This window comes from Deltaproteobacteria bacterium, assembly GCA_016208165.1.
Classification (GTDB): domain Bacteria; phylum Desulfobacterota; class Desulfarculia; order JACQYL01; family JACQYL01; genus JACQYL01.
In genome coordinates, this window is the sequence record JACQYL010000115.1 from 23,169 (window position 1) to 43,842 (window position 20,674).

General features: G+C 57.5%; 19 protein-coding genes. 14 read left to right on the forward strand and 5 right to left on the reverse strand.

The annotated features are described in order from the left end of the window. Positions 1 to 82: 82 nt before the first annotated feature. Both HY788_20290 and HY788_20295 read left to right on the forward strand, forming a co-directional pair. Positions 83 to 676, forward strand: coding sequence for a hypothetical protein (locus HY788_20290; protein MBI4776483.1), 594 nt, complete (start codon positions 83 to 85; stop codon positions 674 to 676). Between the two features lie 139 nt (positions 677 to 815). Continuing rightward, entirely contained in the window at positions 816 to 2,840 is a 2,025-nt protein-coding gene (locus HY788_20295) for a hypothetical protein (GenBank protein ID MBI4776484.1), read from the forward strand. Between the two features lie 93 nt (positions 2,841 to 2,933). On the opposite strand, the gene HY788_20300 is transcribed toward HY788_20295, so the two are convergent. Continuing rightward, complete coding sequence (locus HY788_20300) at positions 2,934 to 4,409, reverse strand: right-handed parallel beta-helix repeat-containing protein (protein MBI4776485.1); 1,476 nt, start codon at positions 4,407 to 4,409, stop codon at positions 2,934 to 2,936. Between the two features lie 460 nt (positions 4,410 to 4,869). On the opposite strand from HY788_20300, the gene HY788_20305 reads away from it, so the two are divergent. From HY788_20305 to HY788_20320, 4 genes are read left to right on the forward strand one after another with little or no spacing between them, the layout of a single operon-like run. Beyond that, the gene (locus HY788_20305; protein MBI4776486.1) at positions 4,870 to 6,078 is read left to right on the forward strand and encodes an ABC transporter ATP-binding protein; all 1,209 of its coding nucleotides are present in this window, start codon (positions 4,870 to 4,872) and stop codon (positions 6,076 to 6,078) included. Between the two features lie 13 nt (positions 6,079 to 6,091). Further along, complete coding sequence (locus HY788_20310; protein MBI4776487.1) at positions 6,092 to 7,201, forward strand: glycosyltransferase family 2 protein; 1,110 nt, start codon at positions 6,092 to 6,094, stop codon at positions 7,199 to 7,201. Then, positions 7,186 to 8,196, forward strand: a complete 1,011-nt coding sequence (locus HY788_20315; GenBank protein ID MBI4776488.1) for a GNAT family N-acetyltransferase — start codon at positions 7,186 to 7,188, stop codon at positions 8,194 to 8,196. The genes HY788_20310 and HY788_20315 overlap by 16 nt, the downstream gene beginning before the upstream one ends. Positions 8,197 to 8,229: 33 nt before the next feature. After that, entirely contained in the window at positions 8,230 to 9,057 is an 828-nt protein-coding gene (locus HY788_20320; protein MBI4776489.1) for a PIG-L family deacetylase, read from the forward strand. Positions 9,058 to 9,358: 301 nt separating this feature from the next. Here HY788_20320 and HY788_20325 read toward each other — a convergent pair whose 3' ends face one another. The 3 genes from HY788_20325 to HY788_20335 all read right to left on the reverse strand — a co-directional run bounded on the left by HY788_20325 (position 9,359) and on the right by HY788_20335 (position 11,366). Further along, complete coding sequence (locus tag HY788_20325) at positions 9,359 to 10,147, reverse strand: hypothetical protein (GenBank protein ID MBI4776490.1); 789 nt, start codon at positions 10,145 to 10,147, stop codon at positions 9,359 to 9,361. Positions 10,148 to 10,153: 6 nt separating this feature from the next. Beyond that, complete coding sequence (locus HY788_20330; protein MBI4776491.1) at positions 10,154 to 10,372, reverse strand: DUF1573 domain-containing protein; 219 nt, start codon at positions 10,370 to 10,372, stop codon at positions 10,154 to 10,156. Positions 10,373 to 10,439: 67 nt separating this feature from the next. Further along, complete coding sequence (locus HY788_20335) at positions 10,440 to 11,366, reverse strand: glycosyltransferase family 2 protein (GenBank protein ID MBI4776492.1); 927 nt, start codon at positions 11,364 to 11,366, stop codon at positions 10,440 to 10,442. A 422-nt stretch (positions 11,367 to 11,788) separates the two neighbouring features. Between HY788_20335 and HY788_20340 the strand changes: the two genes are divergently transcribed. The 8 genes from HY788_20340 to HY788_20375 all read left to right on the forward strand — a co-directional run bounded on the left by HY788_20340 (position 11,789) and on the right by HY788_20375 (position 20,189). Beyond that, positions 11,789 to 12,769, forward strand: a complete 981-nt coding sequence (locus tag HY788_20340) for a MoxR family ATPase (protein ID MBI4776493.1) — start codon at positions 11,789 to 11,791, stop codon at positions 12,767 to 12,769. Between the two features lie 7 nt (positions 12,770 to 12,776). Further along, positions 12,777 to 13,652 (forward strand): DUF58 domain-containing protein, encoded by an 876-nt coding sequence (locus HY788_20345; protein MBI4776494.1) that lies wholly within the window; start codon positions 12,777 to 12,779, stop codon positions 13,650 to 13,652. Further along, entirely contained in the window at positions 13,649 to 14,578 is a 930-nt protein-coding gene (locus HY788_20350) for a hypothetical protein (GenBank protein ID MBI4776495.1), read from the forward strand. The genes HY788_20345 and HY788_20350 overlap by 4 nt, the downstream gene beginning before the upstream one ends. 37 nt (positions 14,579 to 14,615) lie before the next feature. Then, positions 14,616 to 15,608, forward strand: coding sequence for a VWA domain-containing protein (locus HY788_20355; protein MBI4776496.1), 993 nt, complete (start codon positions 14,616 to 14,618; stop codon positions 15,606 to 15,608). Positions 15,609 to 15,617: 9 nt separating this feature from the next. Continuing rightward, the gene (locus tag HY788_20360) at positions 15,618 to 16,616 is read left to right on the forward strand and encodes a VWA domain-containing protein (GenBank protein MBI4776497.1); all 999 of its coding nucleotides are present in this window, start codon (positions 15,618 to 15,620) and stop codon (positions 16,614 to 16,616) included. After that, positions 16,616 to 17,512 carry a tetratricopeptide repeat protein gene (locus HY788_20365; protein ID MBI4776498.1) on the forward strand — a complete coding sequence of 299 codons (897 nt, stop codon included), beginning with the start codon at positions 16,616 to 16,618 and terminating at the stop codon, positions 17,510 to 17,512. The genes HY788_20360 and HY788_20365 overlap by 1 nt, the downstream gene beginning before the upstream one ends. 116 nt (positions 17,513 to 17,628) lie before the next feature. Then, positions 17,629 to 19,377 carry a protein BatD gene (locus HY788_20370; protein MBI4776499.1) on the forward strand — a complete coding sequence of 583 codons (1,749 nt, stop codon included), beginning with the start codon at positions 17,629 to 17,631 and terminating at the stop codon, positions 19,375 to 19,377. Beyond that, positions 19,374 to 20,189 carry a tetratricopeptide repeat protein gene (locus HY788_20375; protein ID MBI4776500.1) on the forward strand — a complete coding sequence of 272 codons (816 nt, stop codon included), beginning with the start codon at positions 19,374 to 19,376 and terminating at the stop codon, positions 20,187 to 20,189. Before HY788_20370 ends, HY788_20375 begins: the two co-directional genes overlap by 4 nt. A 151-nt stretch (positions 20,190 to 20,340) precedes the next feature. On the opposite strand, the gene HY788_20380 is transcribed toward HY788_20375, so the two are convergent. Further along, complete coding sequence (locus HY788_20380; GenBank protein MBI4776501.1) at positions 20,341 to 20,577, reverse strand: SHOCT domain-containing protein; 237 nt, start codon at positions 20,575 to 20,577, stop codon at positions 20,341 to 20,343. Positions 20,578 to 20,674 lie beyond the last annotated feature (97 nt).

Here is a 20,674-nt window from a genome sequence, read left to right on the forward strand (position 1 = left end):
CGATCATCGATCCGATGTGACCCATGCCTTTCAGGAATGGGCGATTGAGGGACAAAACTCATGGTGCAGGGAGGGGAGTAAAATGAAAGTTGGAGGAACCTTGGCGCTCCTCGTTTGTTTGGGAATGACGGCTTTTCTTCCCGGGTCCCAGGCCGCGTTTTTATCGGTCTCGCCCACCGGCTCTTTCAACGCACAGGCTGCGGGCGCAACCTCGATCACGTACAATATATATTTCAATGTTGAAGGGACCGAGAGTTTTACGTTTATTTCATGGGATTTCGATGTGGTGTACGATACCGGCGAGTTGGCCAACTGGTCGGCGTCCAACGTGGTGGCGGGAGGCATATCTGAGGCGGCTGATCCCCCCGATGGTACGCTCAATCACCTGTTCTTTTCCTTGGGGCCATCCACGGATGTGACGTTTGCCGATGCCGGCCCCCACCTCCTGGCGTCCGTGACCTTCGACATCATCAATCCTCTTCAGTCCCTTGACGGAATGCCCGATTTTTCGGTGCTTTCGCAGGTCGGCGACAGTTTTGACGGGTTTACCGACGAGCAATTCCAATTTTATCAGTTCGCGGGCGCGAACGGCGCAGATGTCGGCCGCCCCGCGCCGGTTCCGGACCCGGCCGGACTGATAGGGACTTTGATGTTTTTGCTTCTCGGATCCCAATAGAAAGGCGAGGCGCTTTGTCCGAAACATAGGTTTAGTCGTTGCGCGGGGGAGGCGGCCGCCCGTATTCGCTCTTCACTCTGTCCCTTTCCCCGTCGGCGGCGAACAAAGGCAACCTCCCAAAATACATGGGGGTTCATAGATGAGATCGGTTTTCAGAATTCTTGCGCTCACGATATGCATAGGCGTGGTTATTTTCCCTGCCAAAGGCCAGGCGGCGTACTTTTCGATCTCACCCACAGGCTCTTTCAATACACAACCTGCGGGTGCGACCTCGATCACGTACGATGTATTCCTCAATGTCGAACAGGGTGAGAGCTTCACTTTTATTTCATGGGATTTCGACATGGAGTACGATGGCGCGGAGCTGGCCAACTGGTCGGCGTCCAACGTGGCGGCCGGAAACATAACAGAAGAGTCCCCCATTCCTGATGGCATCCTCAATCACTTGTTTTTATCCGTGACGTCGTCCACGGATGTAACGTTTGACACCGCCGGCCCTCACCGGCTGGCGTCTATCACCTTCGACATCCTGGACTCCGCTCAACCGTTTGATGGAATGCCCGATTTTTCGGTGGTTTCACAGGTAGGCGACCTGTTTTTCGGGTTTACTACCGCAGGAGGGACCTTTTATCAATTCGACGGTGCAACCGGGGCTGATGTGGGCGCCGCCTCGGGCTCGAATATAGGTCCCACGGCCGATGCCGGCGGAGATCGGTCCGCGCAGGAAGGAAGTTCGGTGGTTCTGAACGGCTCGGGTTCTTCGGATCCGGACGATGGTATTGAATCGTATCTGTGGGAACAGACGGCCGGTCCGACCGTCATCCTTACCGGCGCTACCGCCGCCCAAGCGTCTTTCACGGCGCCCGAGGTCGGTTTGGGCGGCGTCGCGCTGACCTTCCGACTCACGGTAACCGACCACGAAAGCCTGTCTTCAACGGACTCGGTGGTCGTGACGGTGACGGACCTCGCTCAGAACGCACCCCCTGTGGCTGACGCGGGACCCGATCGAACGGCAAGCGAAGGAACATCGGTGAATCTGGACGGCTCGGGTTCATCGGATCCCGACGACGGCATTGAATCGTATTTGTGGGAACAGACCGACGGTCCTGCGGTAGTCCTTACCGGCGCTTCCACTGTTCAGGCTTCCTTCACCGCGCCTGAAGTCGGTCCGGCTGGAGATACACTGACCTTCCGGCTCACCGTCACGGACCTCGAAGGCCTTTTCGCATCGGACTCGGTTACGGTGACGGTGGCGGACACAGGCCTGAACACGCCCCCAGTGGCTAATGCGGGACCGGATCAATCGGTAAACGAAGGCTCGCCGGTAAGTCTGGACGCCTCGGGTTCGTCGGATACCGACGATGGCATTGAATCGTATTTGTGGGAACAGACCGACGGTCCCCAGGTCACTCTTTCCAATGCGGATTCCGCCCAGGCGTCTTTTATAGCCCCCCAGAACGTCTCCGAAGCAGTAACCTTGACGTTTCTGCTGACCGTTACGGACAGGGGCGGTCTCTGGAACACGGACCCTATTTCCGTGATCGTAACACCGGGCGGCGGTCCTGCGGCGTCGGAAATGGACGGCATCTACAAGGACGAAAAACAGACCATTAACGCGTATGTTCAGACGTATACCACCGGCGAAATACTCGTCATTTTGACTCCCGACCTGGAGAATTGGTATGTATTTCTCGATCCGGATTGGACCGACGGGATCACGAGCGTGCCTGACCTCACGAATCAGGGGCACAAACTTACCATGAGTTTCCTCAACAACGGCCACGTGCTCACGGCGCTGGTGTACGGCCAGGGTGGTTCCGGCTCGTGGGTGCTCGAACGTGCTTTCCGGTCCCTGCAGAACTCCTCACTCAAGGACGGCATATATAAACAGGGACAGGACATGAATCTATACGTTCAAACCTACGAGGAGGGATCCGCCATATTCATATTTACCTCCAACGCCTTGGAATGGAACGTGTTTCTGGACTCAGACTACTCGAACGGGATATCGGTGCCGAACGACCTGGCGAACGCCCAGCATCAGCTCGTCATGACATCCGCAGGAACGAGCGCCTACAATGCCGTGGTGACGCCTCCGTCCGGCCCCGCCGACGCCTTTCTGCTCAACCGAATGTTTGCGGCGCCCAACGTCCTGTCCGAGTAACACTATTGGTTTTTGCTCCAGCAAAGGGAATCCGTCTTCGGCCGCGGATTCCCTTCGGATTCCCTCCAAAACTGCAGGCTTCCTCGCGATGGACTAGTTGGCTCTTTTCTTGGACTTTGCCGCCTGCAGAATGGTGGGAAGCAGCATCAGCAGGTCGCAATCGATGCAGAAAGGAGCCGAGAATTCGGATGTGTTTCCGTCGACGTCCAAGGAAAGGGCCGTGACATTGGGACCGGTAATCGCCCCCGTATAGGTCCACGCGCCGCTCGGCAGGGATACGATGCACATTCCGTGGTACGTTTCCCCCTCTTCTTGACTATCGGAATAGACCTGCACCACACGGGCGCCGCCGGTCGCCGTGCCTGAGACCTGGGTCGCGCAGGCCGCCGTGATCGCGGGCGCGGCCAACTCGGTGTTGCCGCCGCTTTGAAGCTCGACCCCTTTCTGACCGTTTTTTAGTATGCTGTTGGAGGAGATCTCGTTCCTCAACGCAGTGGGTCCCGATACCAGCACCCCGTTTTCGACATTCTGGGCGATCAGATTCAGCAGAATGGAATTGTCCGGACCATCGCTGATTCGGACGCCGTTCGCACCGTTCAGGAGAAGATAATTATTTTGAACAGTGCTCTGCCAGCCGGCGCTAATGAAAACGCCGTTCCCGCCGTTTCTTGCGATAAGATTTCCCGACAAAGCTCCTCCGCCGATTTCGGTCTGTCCCGCACCCCAAATATAAATGCCGTGGGAGGAATTGCCCACCTCCAGGCTCCCCGTCGCCGGTATGCCGATAAAGTTTCCGCCGATTTTGTTGCCCAGGGTTGTGGAATCAACGACAAAGATTCCGTACCCCCCGTTACCGGAGATGTAATTGGACGTACCCAATGCGCCGCCGCCGATGGTGTTCACCTCCGCTCCCGCGCCGATATACACACCACCCTGCGAATTCGGCTGCTTTGCGCTCCCCGTCGGGTCTATGCCGATGAAATTGGCCTGGACCAGGTTGTTGGCAGCGGTTGAACTCGCAATGATGACTCCATAAACCCCGTTGCCGGACAGCACGTTACGCCGTCCGAGGAGATTTCCCCCTATCGTGTTGTTGGCGGAGTGAATGTAGATGGCGCTAGAGCCGAAGTTCGTGATGTGGAGGCCGTATACTTCACACCATTGTCCGTCGATCTGAAGCCCGTTAAAATTACCTCCCCCCCCGTTAAGCATCACACCCGGACGGTTGTTCACCGAATCCCACACACTACTGGCGTTAACGATCACGGAATCGGTGATCGGCGGGAACGCTCCCATGGTTCCACTCACATAGATGTTCATGGCTATACTGAACGTAATGGTATCCGCCTGGCCGTTGGCATTGGCCTGCTCGATGGCCGCGCGCAGAGTGCAGTCGCCCAAACCGTCCAGGCAGATGCCGTCCAGCAGGTTCGCGTCGGACGACTCGATGTCGTCCCGGTCGCTGTTCACCACGAAGCCGGCCGCCCGGGCCGTCTTCGCACCCGCCCCGAGCAGGAGCGCCACCAAAACAACCGCCCCAAGAACCGCACACCACGAATTACGACTCATGACGTCACCCGGTGTTTTGTGAGTGTGAATTCAAAGCACTGCTCGCCCAAGGACGGTCACGAAAAGCCCGTGTATTTGGAACCGTATCGACTTGACGCGCGCTAAGCTTGCATCTCGTCAGTCAATGCGAAGGACAGCCCTTATCCGGCTGCTTTTGTTATCCGTGATTCGAGCACGTAGGCCGTCGCCTGCAACCGAACCCGGCCAGGGAAGGTATTTGAATAAAAGTTGTCTCATCAGACACTTGGGTCTATTTTCCTTGCAGAAAAGCCTTGTGTCAAGTGAGAAAACGGTGTTTGTGCTGCAAAAGGGAATTCTCCGTACACAGGGTGACTGTGACCAAAGGGTGCGGTTCACGGGGAACGCATTGTGAACCCCATATCATCACTATGCCCGTTCGGATCGCAATCCCGCTAGTTGTTGACGTTCTTTGCCTTTTCGAGGTAAAGACAGCGAGTCTATGGAACCTCTACTCCGCGCGCATGAACTTACCAAAGTGTATCGGGTCTACAAGAACCCGAAACACCGCATCAAGGAAATCATCTTCCGGCGGCCTTATCACGAGCCCGTTCTGGCGCTGGACCATGTAAGCCTCGAAGTCCTGCCCGGCTCCGCCCTTGGTGTCATCGGTGAAAACGGCGCGGGGAAAAGCACGCTTTTGAGCATCCTCGCCGGCGTGCTCCGCCCGACGGGCGGCACGGTCGAGCGTTCAGGGAAAGTGGCTTCCATCCTGGATCTCGGCGGAGGTTTTCACAAAGAATTCAGTGGCAGACAGAATATTCAGATGAGCGGGGCCATGCTGGGATTGAGCCAGAAACAGGTGGAAGCCAGCATTGACCAGGTCATCGATTTCGCTGAACTGCATCATTTTATAGATAAGCCTCTGAAAACGTACTCGTCGGGCATGCATATCCGCCTGGCGTTTTCAGTGGCCATCAATGTGCATCCCGAGATTCTCATCATCGACGAAGTGCTGGCTGTCGGGGATGCCTACTTTCAGAAGAAGTGCATAGACCACCTGTCCAATTACTTGAAATCGGGCGGCGCCATCGTCTTCTGTTCCCACTCCATGTACACGGTGGCTCAATTCTGCCGGAACGCCATCTGGTTAAAGGAAGGCCGGGTTCGGGCCGCCGGACCTTCAGGGGAAGTGATCGCAGCCTACGAGAACTACGTGCGTGAAAAAGATCAGCGAAAGTCCACGCACCTGCATTTCAGGGAAGACAAGACCCCATCGGAAGCGCCAAAGGCGGGAGCGTCCCCTGCCTGGATCGACGAGTGCTCCCTGAACGGCGCCAAAGACTCCGAACCTACGATTTGCCGTTTCGGCGAATCCCTCGTGATTCGCGCCCGTTTCAAGACAAACCGGCCGGCATGGAAATTTCACGCCGGCGTGGCCATCGATCGAAACGATCATCTCAACTGCTATGCCACGAGCACCCTCACCGACCGGCTACCGTTTTTGTCCGGTAAGGATTCCTTCGATATCGAGTTCTTCGTACCTCAGTTGCCGTTCCTGAGAGGCAACTATCTACTCAAACTGTTCATACTGGATGAATCCGGCATTCAGGTGCTCGATTCGAAAACCTTCCCTTTCAGCGTGGTATCGGAAGATCACCCCTGGGGCGTTTGCTATGTGCCCCATGAATGGCGCTTCGAGAGAGATTAGGGATTGGAGGGACGTGAAAACCGTTTCCGTGATCATTGTGAACTACAACGCGGCCACATGGATACGCGAAGCGGTATCGTCCGTCCGGCGCCAGGAAACGCCGCAGCTCCGTGTCGAGGTTATTGTAGCGGACAATGCCTCTCGTCCCGAGGATCGCGGGCTTCTTCAAACGATTCCCGGCATACGGCTTCTGCTCTTTGACAGCAACCAGGGGTTTTCCCGAGCCAATAACCAAGCCCTTGAACAGGCCCACGGCCAATACGTTTTTTTCCTCAATCCCGATACCCTGGTGTTGCCCGGAGCCATTGGAACATTGTCGCAATACCTGGACCGGCATCCGGACACCGGAGCGGTCGGGCCTCGCGTCTGGTGGGACACGGGAAAAACACTGGAAATACCTCCTACACAGCCGCTCACACCCGGATTCGAACTGGCCATGGCCCTGGCCGGACGATTCCCGTTTGTCCGGGAATCGTTCAGAAAACGGTCCACCCGGGGCCATCTGACCTATTGGCTGGCCCGTGCCCCCGTGGAAACTCGAGGCCTGGCGGGCGCCAATATTTTCACCCGAAAAGAGATTCTCGAACGCGTCGGCCCTTTCGACGACGCCACCTTTTTCTTATACTTCGAAGACGCGGACTGGTGCCTGCGGGTCGCGCAGGCCGGCTATGGGATCGCATACGAGCCCCGGGCGGAAATCGTCCACTTTTACAATCAGAGCGCAAAACAAGAGCAGGAGCGTGCAATCGACCTCATGACCGCATCCAAAGATAAATTCTTCCGAAAGCACTACGGCGATGCGAGCACCGCCTGGAAAAGACGGCTTTGTCGCTGGCTGCAGAGCGGGGGGCCCGGCCACACGGAATCGGGCTTCCACCAACTCGATGGCGTATCCCCGGACACGCGTTTCGAAGCTCCGTCCGGGGCCGGGAATACGGGCTTCCTGTTTCAAATCAGCGTCAGCCCTCTCATGTTCCCGGCGGCGGGAGCCATCTCCGCATCGCCGTCCTTCCGGCTTCCTCCCGAGGTGTTTGAATCGCTCGGACGCGGGGCCTATTACGCGCAGATTGTGAATCTTACCGACCACCGTGTCCTGGGAAGTTGGCAATGGCGGAAAATGTAAAACCCAAATCTCCCGACACGGATCTGGAGATCAGGCCCTATCGGCCGGGTGACGAAAACGACGCCGTCGAGCTGTTCCGCATCGTTTTCGAAAAAGAAAAACCCCTCGATCACTGGAACTGGGAATACCGCTCGCGTCCCATGGATACCTTTATCATGTTGGGCTATTATAAGAACGCCCTCGCCGCCCAGTGCGCTGGCGTGCCCTTGCCGGCCCGATGCGGCGATCGTGTGATCCGCCTGCTTCAGGGGGTCGATTTCATGAGTCATCCCGGTTTCCGCTCCCACCGGGTATTCATGAAGACAGCGGCCGCTTTTTTCGGCACGTTCGGAGGGACCGGCGAGCATCAGGCTCCACTCATCTACGGCTTCCCGGGGACGAGACACCGCATTCTCGGCGAAAAGAAACTCCAGTACACCACGCTTTCCGCTGTTCATTGCCTCCGGAAAACGTTGGGTCCGGGTGACGCCAAGGCCGGTTGGACGGACCGGGCCCGCGGCCGGGTCGAGGTTGTCTCCGGCTTCGACGAAAGGGCGGACGCGCTCTGGAACCGGAACCAAAAGGCCTATCCCATGGCCGTCATCCGGAACCGGGAATTCCTCAACTGGCGATTCTCGACCCATCCCACCATTCACTACCATGTGCTTCAGGTCGTGGACCGGCTGACCGGGCGGGTGGGCGCATGGGCCGTGCTGAGGCAAGCGCCGGACCGGGGTCAGATCGTGGATTTTTTTCCTTCGTTGGACGCGCCATGGATGAATCGATTGCTTCTGAGAGCCGCGGAGCGGAACCTCCTGGAGCGGTCTTTCGGCGAGGCCGAAACGTGGTGCCACCCCAATAGTCCCGCGAACCGGGTACTCTTGCGGGAAGGGTGGCATATTGTACCCCAACCGGATGAGCTGCACATCGGCGCCATCTCCTTCTCCGACGAGATCCAAATGGACTGGGTCCGCGAGCATTTCTACTATACTTTGGGAGACGCGGATATCGCTTGATCCACATCTCCAAAACCACAGCGGGGCCTTGAAGTGATTGAAGAAGAACGGATTCTCCCCTATCGAACCATGTCCCTCACCGGAAAGCGCGTGCTCGTCGTGGCCCCGCACCCGGACGACGACATCATCGGGTGCGGCGGAGCGCTCATCCGGCACGTCCGGGCCGGAGATCCCGTTCGTGTCGTTTTTCTCACCCGGGGAGACAAGGGAGATTTCACCGGCAGGTTCGGGGCCGAGTATCCCGCGGTTCGGGAGGCGGAAGCACGGGACGCCGCCCGGCTCATCGGAGTCCACGACCTCGAGTTTCTGCCCTATCGGGACCGGGAGGTTCGACCCGATGCGCCCCTGGTCCGGGATCTGTCCGCCGCCCTGAGCACTCACCAAGCCGGGCTGGTCTATGGTCCGTCCCCCACGGAAGCGCATCCGGACCACCGGGCCGCGGCAAAGGCCCTGTGGACGGCCGCCGCACACTGCGATTTTCCCATACGTGTCGCTTTCTACGAGACCTCGGCGCCGTTAAAGCCCACGGTCCTGGTGGATATTTCCGACATCATGGAGATGAAGATGGAGGCCCTCCACAGACACCGATCCCAGCTCATGGACGTGGATTGGAGCGACCGGGTGCGAGGGCTGAACCGGTTCCGAACCATTACCCTCATCGGACAGGCCGAATATGCCGAAGCCTTCTGGGTAACCGAACCCGGCCCGTCGTTATCCCTGGAAAAAGCGTATGAAGACATATGCGGATGGGCCCAATTGAAGGAGTCTCTCGGAAAGTCCAAAGTGGGGTCGAAAAGCGGCCTCCGCATCCCGCTTCCGGGGGGCGCGTTGACCATCGGGTATGAAAAACGGGGAAAATAGGGATACGGAGGCGCCGTGCCCGCCCAAAGTTTGTTGAGCGGGTTGCACCGCTTCGCGTTGGTTGAGCACAGCGAAACCCAACAATTTCATAGGGTTATGCACCTATTCTTCCAGGGTGCGCCATACGCGCTCTTCGCGCTAAATTAGCTCACAGAGCCGACAGGGCGGGTTTGTCGAAGATCCTGAGCCTGCCCGCCGTGAGCCGGTCGAACCGGTCGATTGAAACCCGCCCCTTGTATCATCGGTATCAATTGGGGGCGCATCCCGATGCGCCCCTACATTTCGCCGCGTCTTGCCGCGTCTATTTCATTAACAGGAACGCCCGCACGGGAATCTCGATGTCCGGAGTTCGGGGCGCGTTGGTTTTCACCACGATCTTCTGTTCCAGCTTGCCCTTGGTCAAGTGCTCCTGATTCAGGGACACGTTCACCAGATATTCCTTTCCGGGCGTCTTGTCTTCCACCTGCACGTCCAGCACGCTCTTATCGTATTCCACACCAAGGATCTTGAGATCGTTAGCCTCAACGGCCATCAGCTGAACGGATCTTTTCTGAGATCTGGCCTGGTCCTCGTTGAGGGTGCCGAAGGACACGTTGGGCGGGGTCACCCGGATGGGACCGGAGACCACGACCACCACGGGTATCCGGATGTCGGGTTTGTGGGGATTATTGGTGTGAAAATAGATGTGGCCTTTGTACGTCCCTTGTTCGGCGTACGAACTGGACACTTCCAGGACGTACGACTTATGGTCCTCGCCCCGGATCAGCCGGGTTTCAATCTTGTCCTTGATCGCGTCTTCCACCTGAGGAGTGGACAGCTCCAATTCTCCGTCCACCTGGGTTTCGAACCGAACGGCCCTGGTGGATTTCATCCCTTCCACGTGGGTCAGCCGGATAAAGCTCCATGGGGTTACGGAGATGTACCTTTTTACGCTATACGATGTCAGGAGTTTCAGACTGGGGGTAGTCGGATCGTTCGAAAGAATGGTTGCCGATTCGGTAACCGGCGCCTGAACGTTGCGCATCTTCACGGAAATGGTGACTGCGCCCGTTTTGCCGGGCGCGATATTGCGGTCAAACTTGACCGCCACACACCCTCAGGTCGTCTTCACGTGACGTATGACCAGCTCTTCGTCGCCCTGGTTGGTAACCGTGAAGACGCATTCGAGCTGGGCGTCTTCCCAAACCTGACCGAAATCGTGTTGACGTTTATCCACCGCAATTTTGGGTCCTGTGGATGCATAGGCGACCAATGCCGCGAAAAAGATCAGCAAACCCGCGGCCACACCTACTCCACGTTGTCGATGACGCTTCATGAACGGTTGCTCCTTTACCATTTCTCATTGAATGTTGCCGTGCCCGAGGCCGCCGCGCTCCGACCTTTCATGATCTGCGCCGCATGAGTCGTTCCATCAGCACCACGGGCGCCAGCCTCAGGGTTTGCCGGATACAGCTCGGATCCCTCAAAGCTCCGCCGTATCGGAAGGCGCAGGTCGCTGCATGCACCAGCATTTGAAGCGGCGAGCCGTTCTTCAAATTCATAAGAAGCAGGTTCTTGGCGCTGTGCCTTCGAGCAAAGTGACTCAGAGGCCTCGTAGCACCGCTCCCATGATGGTACACGACGGAGTCCGGGGCGTAAACAATTTGCCAGTCGTCCTTTCGGAGCCGCCAGGAAAGGTCCACATCCTCGTGATAGCAGAAGAACCGCTCGTCGAAAAAGCCCACCCGTTCGAGGGCCTCTTTACGGTAAGCGGCGCTGCACGCGCAGGCTCCATCCACCCGACGCGATACGTCATATCGGCCGACGGGCTCGCCGAAGCCCAGGTTTCTCGGTTCCCCGAGGGCCGTGAGTCGTATTCCTGCATTGTAGATGAGACCCGGGTCGTGATAGAAAACCACCCTCGAGCACACGGCCCCTATGCGAGCATCCCGATCGAGGGGCGCTATCAGGTTTCGAAGCCAACCGGGGGCCACCCGGGTGTCGTTGTTCAGCGCCACGCAGTAGAAACCTCGGGCCGCTTCGAATCCCTGGTTCACGGCCCTCGCGAAACCCAGATTACTCCGGTTTCGAATGATCCGTACGTCGGGAAATCGATCCGATACCCATTCGGCGCTGCCATCGGTGGAGCCGTTTTCAACGAGGATGACTTCAAATGCGTCGAAGTCCTGATCGAATACGGATTCAAGGCATTCGCCCAGAAAGCGCTGGCCGTTCCAATTGGGAATGACTACGGAAACACTGACATCGTTCATGGCGGCGACAAGATGGACCTGAGCTTCTACTCGAGGGACCACAACAGGTTCGGACACTGGGCGGGATCACGGACGGGCCGGCAAACACACGTTGAGAGCGCCGTCCTTCTGTTTCCGTCCGGGGCTTTTCCTCTTGGACCTGTTGGCATCCGTCTCTTCAAGATGGCGGGTAGGTTAAACCCATTTGTATGCAAACGCAAACAGATTTAGAGAGACGGCTTACTGGCTTAAGTCCGTCTTCGAGCCTGTTTTTTTATTAAACCGAAGGAGTAGGCTGTTTTCTTTCACCCTATAGAAAGCGTCAGCGGTTCTCCGACTGAATCCCAACTGGCTCGAAACGCCCGCCTTCGAGGTCACCGACGCGTGATCTCTTTCCGGATCGGCCCTCGAGGCAACGGCGGGAATGCGGTCCAGTTCCCACATATCAACGAACCGGGAAGCCCCAGATCCGGAATGCATACGGACAAAGGAATGGTTGTATGGAGATTCGAGAAGTTACGGAACAGGTTGAACTACATAGCGTAGTCGTTAGATCGATTCTTCGTGAACTGGCCAAGGTGATCGTCGGTCAGACGGACCTTCTCGAAAAGATGGTGGTGGGATTGCTCTGTGACGGGCACATTCTCGTCGAGGGGCTTCCCGGCCTGGCCAAAACCACCGCGGTTCGGGCCCTCGCCGCCACGCTGAACACCGGGTTTCAACGACTTCAGTTTACCCCGGACCTGCTCCCCGCGGATATCATCGGGACCCAGATCTATCGCCCGGACAAGGGCACTTTCGAATTGAAGAAGGGACCCATTTTTAGCAACATCATTCTCGCCGATGAAATCAACCGCGCTCCTGCCAAGGTCCAGAGCGCCCTTCTCGAGGCCATGCAGGAACGGCAGATCACCATTGGCGACGAGACCCTCAAACTGCCGAATCCTTTTCTGGTGCTGGCCACGCAGAACCCTATCGAACAGGAAGGAACATACCCGTTGCCGGAGGCGCAAATAGACCGCTTCATGTTCAAACTGCTGGTCACCTACCCTTCGGACGTGGAAGAGCGGGAGATTATGCGCCGTGTTTACGACGGCGTTACGGAACGATTGTGCGCCGTTACGGAATGCTCGACCGTCGAGGCGGCCAAGCGGGTGGTCGGCCAAATTCACATGGAAGAGAAGCTGGTGGACTATATCGTGCGCATCGTGCAATCCACCCGGCGGCCGGCCGATTTTGGCTTGGATCTTTCGTCCATGATTACCATCGGCGCTTCCCCCCGTGCCTCGATCTGGCTGGGCCAGGCTGCGAAAGCATATGCCTTTCTGAGTGGGCGGGCTTATGTCAAGCCCCAGGACATAAAACAGATGGCTCCGGACATACTCAGGCATCGGCTGCTCCTCAGCTATGAAGCGGAAGCGGAAGGCGTCACCCCGGACCAGTTGATACGCTCCATTTTGGAGCGCATCGAAGTCCCCTGAATCCGTTATGCTCCCAAAAGAACTCATCAAGAAAATTCAGCGTTTTCATTTCCGAACGCGTTTTCTCGCCAACGAGACCTTCGCCGGTCGCTATGTCAGCGCTTTCAAAGGCAAGGGCATGGAATTCACGGAGGTGCGCGAGTATCTCCCGGGAGACGACGTCCGGAACATCGACTGGAACGTATCCGCTAGGTTCGGGCATCCGTTCGTGAAGCTGTTTCACGAAGAGCGCGAGATGACGTTGATCTTGATGCTGGATCTGTCGGGCTCCGAGCTGTTCGGGACCCGAAAACGGTTCAAGCGCGAGGTATTGGCGGAAGTGGCCGGGTTGCTGGCGTTTTTGGCCATCCGGACCAACGACAAAGTAGGGGCCATTCTCTTCACCTCCGAAATCGAAGCCTACCTCCCTCCCAAAAAGGGAGCCGGCCACGTCTGGCGATTGATCAAAGAGATTTTCACCCGGGAGACCGCGCACACCGGCACCGATATTGCCGCGGCGTTGGAGTTTCTCATGACCGTGGTCCGCCGCCGCGCCATCGTCTTCCTGATCTCGGATTGCCTGGACGAGAACTTCCAAAAGCCCCTGCTTATAGCCGCCAAGAAACATACTATTACGATTATGAAGATCTCGGACCCCTCTGAAAGCGTACTTCCGGATGCGGGATTGGTCTTTCTCGAGGATCCTGAAACGGGCGAGCGGGTGTTGGTAAACACTTCTAGCAGGGCGTTTTGCGCCAAAATCGCGGCCTGGCGCGGAGAAATGGACCGAACACTCGAGCAGCATGCGGCCCGGGCCGGAGCAGACGTGGTGCATTTCTCCACGGACGGATCCGTTGTGGATCCACTGGCGCGTTTTTTCCAGCAGAGGGCCGGCCGAAGATGAAACCGCGAACCGCACTCACGCTTTTGATGGTGCTGTTGCTTGTACTGGCGCCGGCTCCTTACGGCGTCGAAGCCGGCGAGCCGCAGCCGGAATCCTTGAAAGTGACGTACGCCCCGCTAAAGCCCGTGGTGGGCCAACCGGTTACGCTGACCTTATCGTATTCCGTTCCCGAAGGATGCGCGCTTCCGGACAAGCCGGTCCTCCATGGATTGGAGCACGCCACAGTGCTCGACTCGAAATTCGGCGCCGACTCCGGGGTGGTGCATATCCTCGCGGATAGCCTGGACAGTCTCGAGTTCGAAAAAATCGGCCTAAGACTGACGGGACGGGGCGACAGCGAACAATGGCTCTGGTCTGCGCCGGTCCGCATACCCATTGCGTCGAACTTCCGGGAGGACCCGGAGAAGGCCTTGCTGAAGCCTATTAAGGATATCTACCCGGTCACCGCTTTCTGGCGATCCCGATGGATCTTTTGGTCGGTAATCGCTTTTGCCGGATTGCTGATCCTCGGAAGCTGCCTCTGGTGGTTTCGCGGGAGACGCAGGACTCGGAATGGTCTGATGCCCGTCGACCTTCCCCATCTCACGGCACTGAACGGGCTGGACCTCCTCGGAAGGGAGGATTGGCCGGATCAGGCAACCATAAAGCGATTCTATTTCCGGTTTTCCGAAATCCTCAGAGAATATGTGGGATCCCTGCGGGGTTTTCCGGCCCTGGAATCCACCACCGAAGAGATCTCGGTTCGATTGGCATCCGACAGGGATCTAGGACTGATCCGGCTGCTCTGCATGGCGGACCAGGTGAAATTCGCGGATCTCATTCCGCTCGGTTCGCAGAAAGAGGAACATTTGGACGAGGCTCGACGCTACATCCACCAAACCATGCCAAAGCCGGAGCCTCAGGAAGAAGGCCGTAAGGCAGGCTAGTGGTTCGCTTTTCATTGATTGGAACGCGCTTTTGGACATGATTCGATTCGCCTATCCATCTCTGCTCACGCTGCTGATCGCCGTTTTCATCTGGGTGCTGTTGGCTCTTCGCAGACGGCCCGCAGCCCTCATCCATTCCCACGCGTCGGCGATGGCCCGAATCGGGGGCGGCAGAAGCGGACGTTGGGCGCGCGCTCCGCTGTGGATGCGCGCCCTGGCTCTGGTTTTGCTGGCGCTGGCCGTGGCCCGGCCACAGCTCTACAACATTTCCAGGGAGATCCCTTCTTCAGGAGTGGATATCGTGTTGTGCCTGGACACCTCCGGATCCATGCGCGCGCTGGATTTCGAGGTGGACGGGAAACAGGTGGATCGTTTGACCGCGGTAAAAAGGGTGGTTGGCGAGTTCATCCGGAAGCGGGAATACGACCGATTGGGATTGGTGGTCTTCGGAAAAGACGCCTATACCCAGTCGCCGCTCACCCTGGACAAAGGCCTGTTGCTGACCCTGATCCAAGATATGCAAATCGGCATGGCGGGCGATCGTACGGCCATTGGTTCCGCTCTGGCCGTAGGCGCTAAACGCTTGAAGCAATTGAAAGCCAAGGCCAAGATCCTCATACTGCTCACCGACGGACGCAGCAATTTTGGGACCATCGGCCCCGAAGCCGCCGCCGAAGCGGCCCGCGCTCTGGGCATCAAGATCTACTCGATCGGGGTCGGAGGCTTCGGCCCGGCGCCTTTCAAGGTGGACACGCCCTTTGGAGAACGTCTGGTCCATCAGCAAGTGGATCTGGATGAAGGAACGCTGCAGCAGGTGGCCGACATCGGAGGCGGGCATTATTTTCGAGCGTCGGACAGCAAGAGCCTCGCCGAGATCTACGACATGATCGATCGAGAGGAAAAGACCGAAATCAAGATGAAAGAATTTTTCCACTTCGAAGAACTGTACCGGTATTTCCTGATTCCGGCTCTGATTCTGCTGCTGGGGGAACTCGCCGTCAGCAGTTTCTTCGTCCGGGTGCTACCTTAGGAAACAGAAATGAAGTTTCAATATCTGTGGATCCTGCATCTCCTGTGGCTGATTCCATTCTTTGCCATCTTCTTCGTCGTCGATCGGCGCAGAAAGTGGTTGGCCCTGTCCAAATACGCCGACCCCGCACTGCTCGAACGGCTCGCTCCTCCGTTGAATCATCGAAAGGTCGTATTTAAAGCCATTCTGATGCTGGCCGCGGTAGGCTTCATTATCTTCTCTCTTGCCGGTCCTCAATGGGGAAGCCATTATCGGGAAGTCAGCGGAAAAGGCGTAGACATCGCCGTGGTTCTGGATGTTTCGCGCAGTATGTTGGCCCGGGACGTGAAACCCAATCGGCTGGAGCGCGCCAAGCGGGAAATTCTGGATTTGCTCAAGGTAATGCAAGGTGACCGGGTTGCCTTGGTCACGTTCGCGGGGGCGGCATTCGTGGAATATCCTCTCACCCTGGACTACGCAGCCATGGAGCTGTTTATAAACGGGGTAAGCCCGGATCAGAGTCCGGTACCCGGTACGGATCTGGGCCAAGCCGTCCGTAAGGCCATGGACTGTTTTGATTTCAAAAGCGAAACCGATAAAGCCGTGATTCTGGTCACCGACGGGGAAGATCAGGAGGGCCGCGGCGTCGAAGAGGCCAAGGAGGCTGCGTCCAAAGGTGTACGTCTCTTCATCATCGGCATGGGAGCGCCCGAGGGAGCCCCCATACCCAGAGGCGGCGATGAAAGCGGTTTTGAAAAAGACGCGCAAGGCAACCTCATTTTGTCCAAGCTGGTCGAGCCCGGCCTTATAAAGATGGCCGCTGCCACCGGGGGAGGTTACACCCGCTCGGTAACCGGTGATTTGGATCTGGACTCGATCTATTTCCAGGGCCTTCGGGCTAAAACCGAGAAAAAGGAACTCAAGGGCGGAAAAGTTCGCGTATATGAAGAACGATTCCACCTGTTCGCGGTCCTGGCGTTGGCATTTCTGCTGACGGAAGGCCTCGTTCGGGAGAGGACACCCGCATAATGATACTTCGGTGCGTCAACATTCACAGGTGGGCATGGGTCGTGCCGGCGGCATTCTTGGTTTTGTTGAGTTCCATCACGGCCGCGCGTGCGGATGAAACCGGGGAAGATTTGTACCGGCAGGCGCGATACGCCGAAGCGGAAAAGCAATTCTTGAAGCAGGATATGGACCATCCCCTCGATGCCCGCTTTCGGTATAACCGTGGATGTGCGGCATACGGCAGCGAAGATTACCAGGCCGCATCCGCGGCTTTTCAAAGCGTTCTGGCCCGGTCGGAAGATCCTGACATGAAACGTCGAAGCATCTACAATCTCGGAAACGCGGCCTTCAAGTCCGGGCAGTTCGACAAGGCCGCCGCTGCGTACAAAAGCGCCCTGGCTCTCAATCCTGACGATCCGGACGCCAGACACAATCTGGAACTGGCCTTGCGCAGGATCCGGGAGGCGCAACAGCAGCGGGAGCAGCAGAACTATTCCGGACAGCAAGACGATTCCGGGCAACAGGATTCCCAAGACACGTCCGAAGCCTCGAAACCCGAGGACAGCCAACAGGAGAATCAGGGCGGAGATACGGAACGGAAACCCGACCAACAAAAGGACGCGAACTCGAAGGAGTCCGGGGAACAAGAGGCCGACAGCAAATCACAGAAGGAAAACAAGCCTTCGCAAAAGGCGGAAACGGCCGAAAACAAAAGCCCCTCACAGCAGGAAGAAGCCGACCGGACAGATGAGGCCGCGTCGGAAAGGGCTCAGGAAAAGCAGAAGGAACCAAAGGCGGGGGTTCCAATGGATGCCAACATGGCCGAGGCTCTTTTGGACAATGTCGAGGAAAATCGAAAACCGTATTATCTGTTTCAGGCTCAAGGAGCGGCCACCCGTTCCGGAAAAGACTGGTAGGATCGTCCGCGGAGTGGACTATTTTGTACATACCATCGCCGTTCCGACTTCGCGGAACGCGAAATATTGAGACCGTCCTGAAAGCTTCAAAGCAGGAGGTACTCGGATTTAGAGCTATGGCGCCCGGGAAAAAAGTCATCATATCGTTCTTCTCTTTCGTGCTGTTCTGCTCCTGGATCGCCGTTGCGCGGGCCGAAATCGGAGTCGAGATCGAACTGGATCGAACGAACGCTTCAATTTCGGATCCGGTGACGCTTCGGGTGAGCGTGTTCGGTGCACAAGGCGCGTCAACTCCCCGAATACAGGGTACGGAGGCCTTTAGGATGACTCGGGGCGGAACTTCGACGCGAATGGAAATCGTGAACGGAGTGATGAGCGCGGGTGTGGACTACACCTATCAACTGCAGCCGCTGAAAAAAGGATCCTATGTCATCGGTCCGGCCACGGTCGAAGCGGGTGGGCGGACTTATTCCAGCAATCAAGTAACCCTGCGCGTGTCGGAGGAGCCGGCTCAAGAGGCCTCACCCTCGAACCCCGTATTTCTGAAAGCGTCCTTGCCCAAGAAAGACGTCTACCAGGAAGAGGCCGCCGTGCTCACGCTCAAACTCTTCTACAATGTTCAAATTTCCAATCTCAGCCTCGATAAACTGGAGGCGCCCGGAATCGAATTCGCTCAGATCGGAAAAGGCGCCGAGTATCAATCCATCATCTCGGGTCGGCCTTTCCAGGTGGTCGAAGTCCGCTACCTCTTGTCTGCGACCAAGCCGGGAATATACGCCATTCCGCCGGCCATCATGCAAATGAGCGTTTACCAGGAGAGACGCCGTTCCGGATTGTTTGGCGATTTCTTTTTAGGTTTAACGCCTTCCAGACCTCTGACCGTGTCTTCCAACGGATTGGAATTGACCGTCCGAGAGCTTCCCTCGGAAGGAAGACCGGCGGATTTCAGCGGATTGGTGGGCTCGTTCAGGTTCGAAACAAGTCTGGATCCGACGGAAGTAACAGCCGGAGATTCGGCTACCTTTACGGCCGTGCTTTCCGGAACAGGCAACGTGCGACGCATCCCCGAGTTGCGACTTCAGGAACCGGAGGGCGTCAAGACCTATGCGGATCAGCCCAGCCTTGATATAAGGCCGGAAAACGACGGGTACTTCGGTAGGAAGACCATGAAGTGGGCGCTGGTGCCCAAGAACGCGGGGACACACACGATTCCTCCCATATCCGTGAGCTACTTCGATCCGGCCGACGGAACCTACAAGCGCCTGTCTGGAAATCCGTTGGTGCTGAGGGCGAAACCGGGAAACGCCGCCGCGCAACCGGAAGGATGGCTGTCACCGGCGGCATCGGAAAGGGAAGCGGGGTCACAAAAGAAGGAGGTCGAACTTCTCGGCGAGGACATCCTCCCCATCCATCGGTCCGTGGCAGGATTGAATCCGCCGGGCATGAATCCGATTCTGCTTTGGACGGTGTTCCTGTTCCCCCCTCTTGTATTCGCCGGCGCCGTAGCTTCTCGCACGCTACTGCGAAGAAATCGAAGTAAAGCGCACGTGCTTCTCGCCCGAAAAGCGGCGGGCGGATTCATCGGTCACTGCAATAGCGAGGGGTGCGACGCCGCATCCTTACTGAACGCATGGAGGCGTTTTCTTTCCGAACGACTGACCCTTCCGGGAGGATATTTCGGCCCGGCGGAATGCGAAGCGCTGCTCATCCGGGAAGGTCTGGATGAAAAAGTGGCCGAGCACGTTCGGAATCTGATGGAGCAGTTGGAACACACCGTTTTCTCGCCGGGGAGTCGAGAAGCCCGGTCACGTCTGAAGCAGGAATGGATTCATGCGGTCAAGAAAGTGGACAAGGGGCTGAAATGAAACGGAACGCGCTCGTCATGGTCGTGATGATGCTTCTCCTCGTGGGTGCGGCCCTGGTTTCAGCGGAGCCGGTTCATGACCGAGAAGCCCTTTTTTTCAGAGCCAATGAGGCTTACGGGGCGGGACGTTTTCAGGAAGCGGCCCGGGCCTACGAGCAACTGATCGGTTCCGGCCCCGCAGGGGGGGACGTTTATTACAACTTGGGGAATTGCTACGTCAAGCTGCATCGCCTTGGAATGGCTTTGCTCAACTACGAACGCGCCCGGATCTTGATCCCCCGAGACGCGGATCTGGCTTACAATTCGAGCTACGCCATCAAACAGACTCTGGACAGGATTACGCCCGAACGGCATTCTCTAGACAATGCGTTCTTTTGGACCGATTCCCTGACACGGCCGGAAGCCGGAATGGTTTTCGCCGTGATCAACATCCTGCTCTGGACTCTGCTCCTGGTGCGCCTTTGGCGGCGCTCCGAATGGTCGTTCTATGCGCTGCTTGTCTGTACGGCCGTCTGGTTTGTGTCCGGGTCGGCGCTGGGGTGGAAATGGTATGGCCTGGCCCACGATTCCAAGGCCGTCGTGATTGTAGATGAAGCTCAGGTGCTGGCCGGTCCGGACTCGCAGGATACGCTGCTGTTCAAGCTTCATGACGGCGCTATGGCGATTCGGGAGCGCCGGGAGCCGGGGTGGGAGCTCATTCGGGTATCCAAAGACAAACGGGGCTGGATCCGGCAGGATCAGTTGAGAGCGGTAAGGCGGACCGGCGAATCGTCGGAGGACGGATGGAAAAGCCTCGCCGGAACCGAACGTTAGGTCCACGCCGGCACATGGAGGGCCGGGGGCTTCACGTTCATCTCACCCCTGACCGTCGAAACGCTCTCCTCCCACCGGGTAACAGGGATCGTCCGAGATGATTCCGCCTTCGAAAACAAATGGGCCGGGCTGCACAACTGGTCCTGCGCGGCTACCTGTTGTCCTCGAGGACCCGTTTTTTCTCCTCGAACTCCTCCTTATCGATCTCGCCCCGAGCATAGCGTTCTTTGAGAATGTCCATGGCGGAGGGGCGGTGAGGCAGGTCCGGGCTCCCCTTCTGGGATGTTTGAATCCACTTCTTGACGAGAAAGAACACGACGGCAAAAAGCCCAATCCAGAGGGCAAACATCAGAATAGAACCAAACCAGCCCATGTTCCAGGGCATCATGTAAGGTCCGCCCTGCCACCCGTCGTCGTACATGCGCCGCTGAGCCGGCGCATCGACAGCGGGGACGAGGCACAATAGGGCCGCCAAACCCGCCGAA

Coding starts and splice junctions, on each gene's coding strand:
- HY788_20305 (MBI4776486.1), top strand. CDS start 4,870: ATGGAACCTCTACTCCGCGCGCATGAACTTACCAAAGTGTATCGGGTC.
- HY788_20315 (MBI4776488.1), top strand. CDS start 7,186: ATGGCGGAAAATGTAAAACCCAAATCTCCCGACACGGATCTGGAGATC.
- HY788_20290 (MBI4776483.1), top strand. CDS start 83: ATGAAAGTTGGAGGAACCTTGGCGCTCCTCGTTTGTTTGGGAATGACG.
- HY788_20345 (MBI4776494.1), top strand. CDS start 12,777: ATGCTCCCAAAAGAACTCATCAAGAAAATTCAGCGTTTTCATTTCCGA.
- HY788_20330 (MBI4776491.1), bottom strand. CDS start 10,372: ATGAAGCGTCATCGACAACGTGGAGTAGGTGTGGCCGCGGGTTTGCTG.
- HY788_20365 (MBI4776498.1), top strand. CDS start 16,616: ATGATACTTCGGTGCGTCAACATTCACAGGTGGGCATGGGTCGTGCCG.
- HY788_20370 (MBI4776499.1), top strand. CDS start 17,629: ATGGCGCCCGGGAAAAAAGTCATCATATCGTTCTTCTCTTTCGTGCTG.
- HY788_20375 (MBI4776500.1), top strand. CDS start 19,374: ATGAAACGGAACGCGCTCGTCATGGTCGTGATGATGCTTCTCCTCGTG.
- HY788_20295 (MBI4776484.1), top strand. CDS start 816: ATGAGATCGGTTTTCAGAATTCTTGCGCTCACGATATGCATAGGCGTG.
- HY788_20355 (MBI4776496.1), top strand. CDS start 14,616: ATGATTCGATTCGCCTATCCATCTCTGCTCACGCTGCTGATCGCCGTT.
- HY788_20300 (MBI4776485.1), bottom strand. CDS start 4,409: ATGAGTCGTAATTCGTGGTGTGCGGTTCTTGGGGCGGTTGTTTTGGTG.
- HY788_20340 (MBI4776493.1), top strand. CDS start 11,789: ATGGAGATTCGAGAAGTTACGGAACAGGTTGAACTACATAGCGTAGTC.
- HY788_20360 (MBI4776497.1), top strand. CDS start 15,618: ATGAAGTTTCAATATCTGTGGATCCTGCATCTCCTGTGGCTGATTCCA.
- HY788_20380 (MBI4776501.1), bottom strand. CDS start 20,577: ATGATGCCCTGGAACATGGGCTGGTTTGGTTCTATTCTGATGTTTGCC.
- HY788_20350 (MBI4776495.1), top strand. CDS start 13,649: ATGAAACCGCGAACCGCACTCACGCTTTTGATGGTGCTGTTGCTTGTA.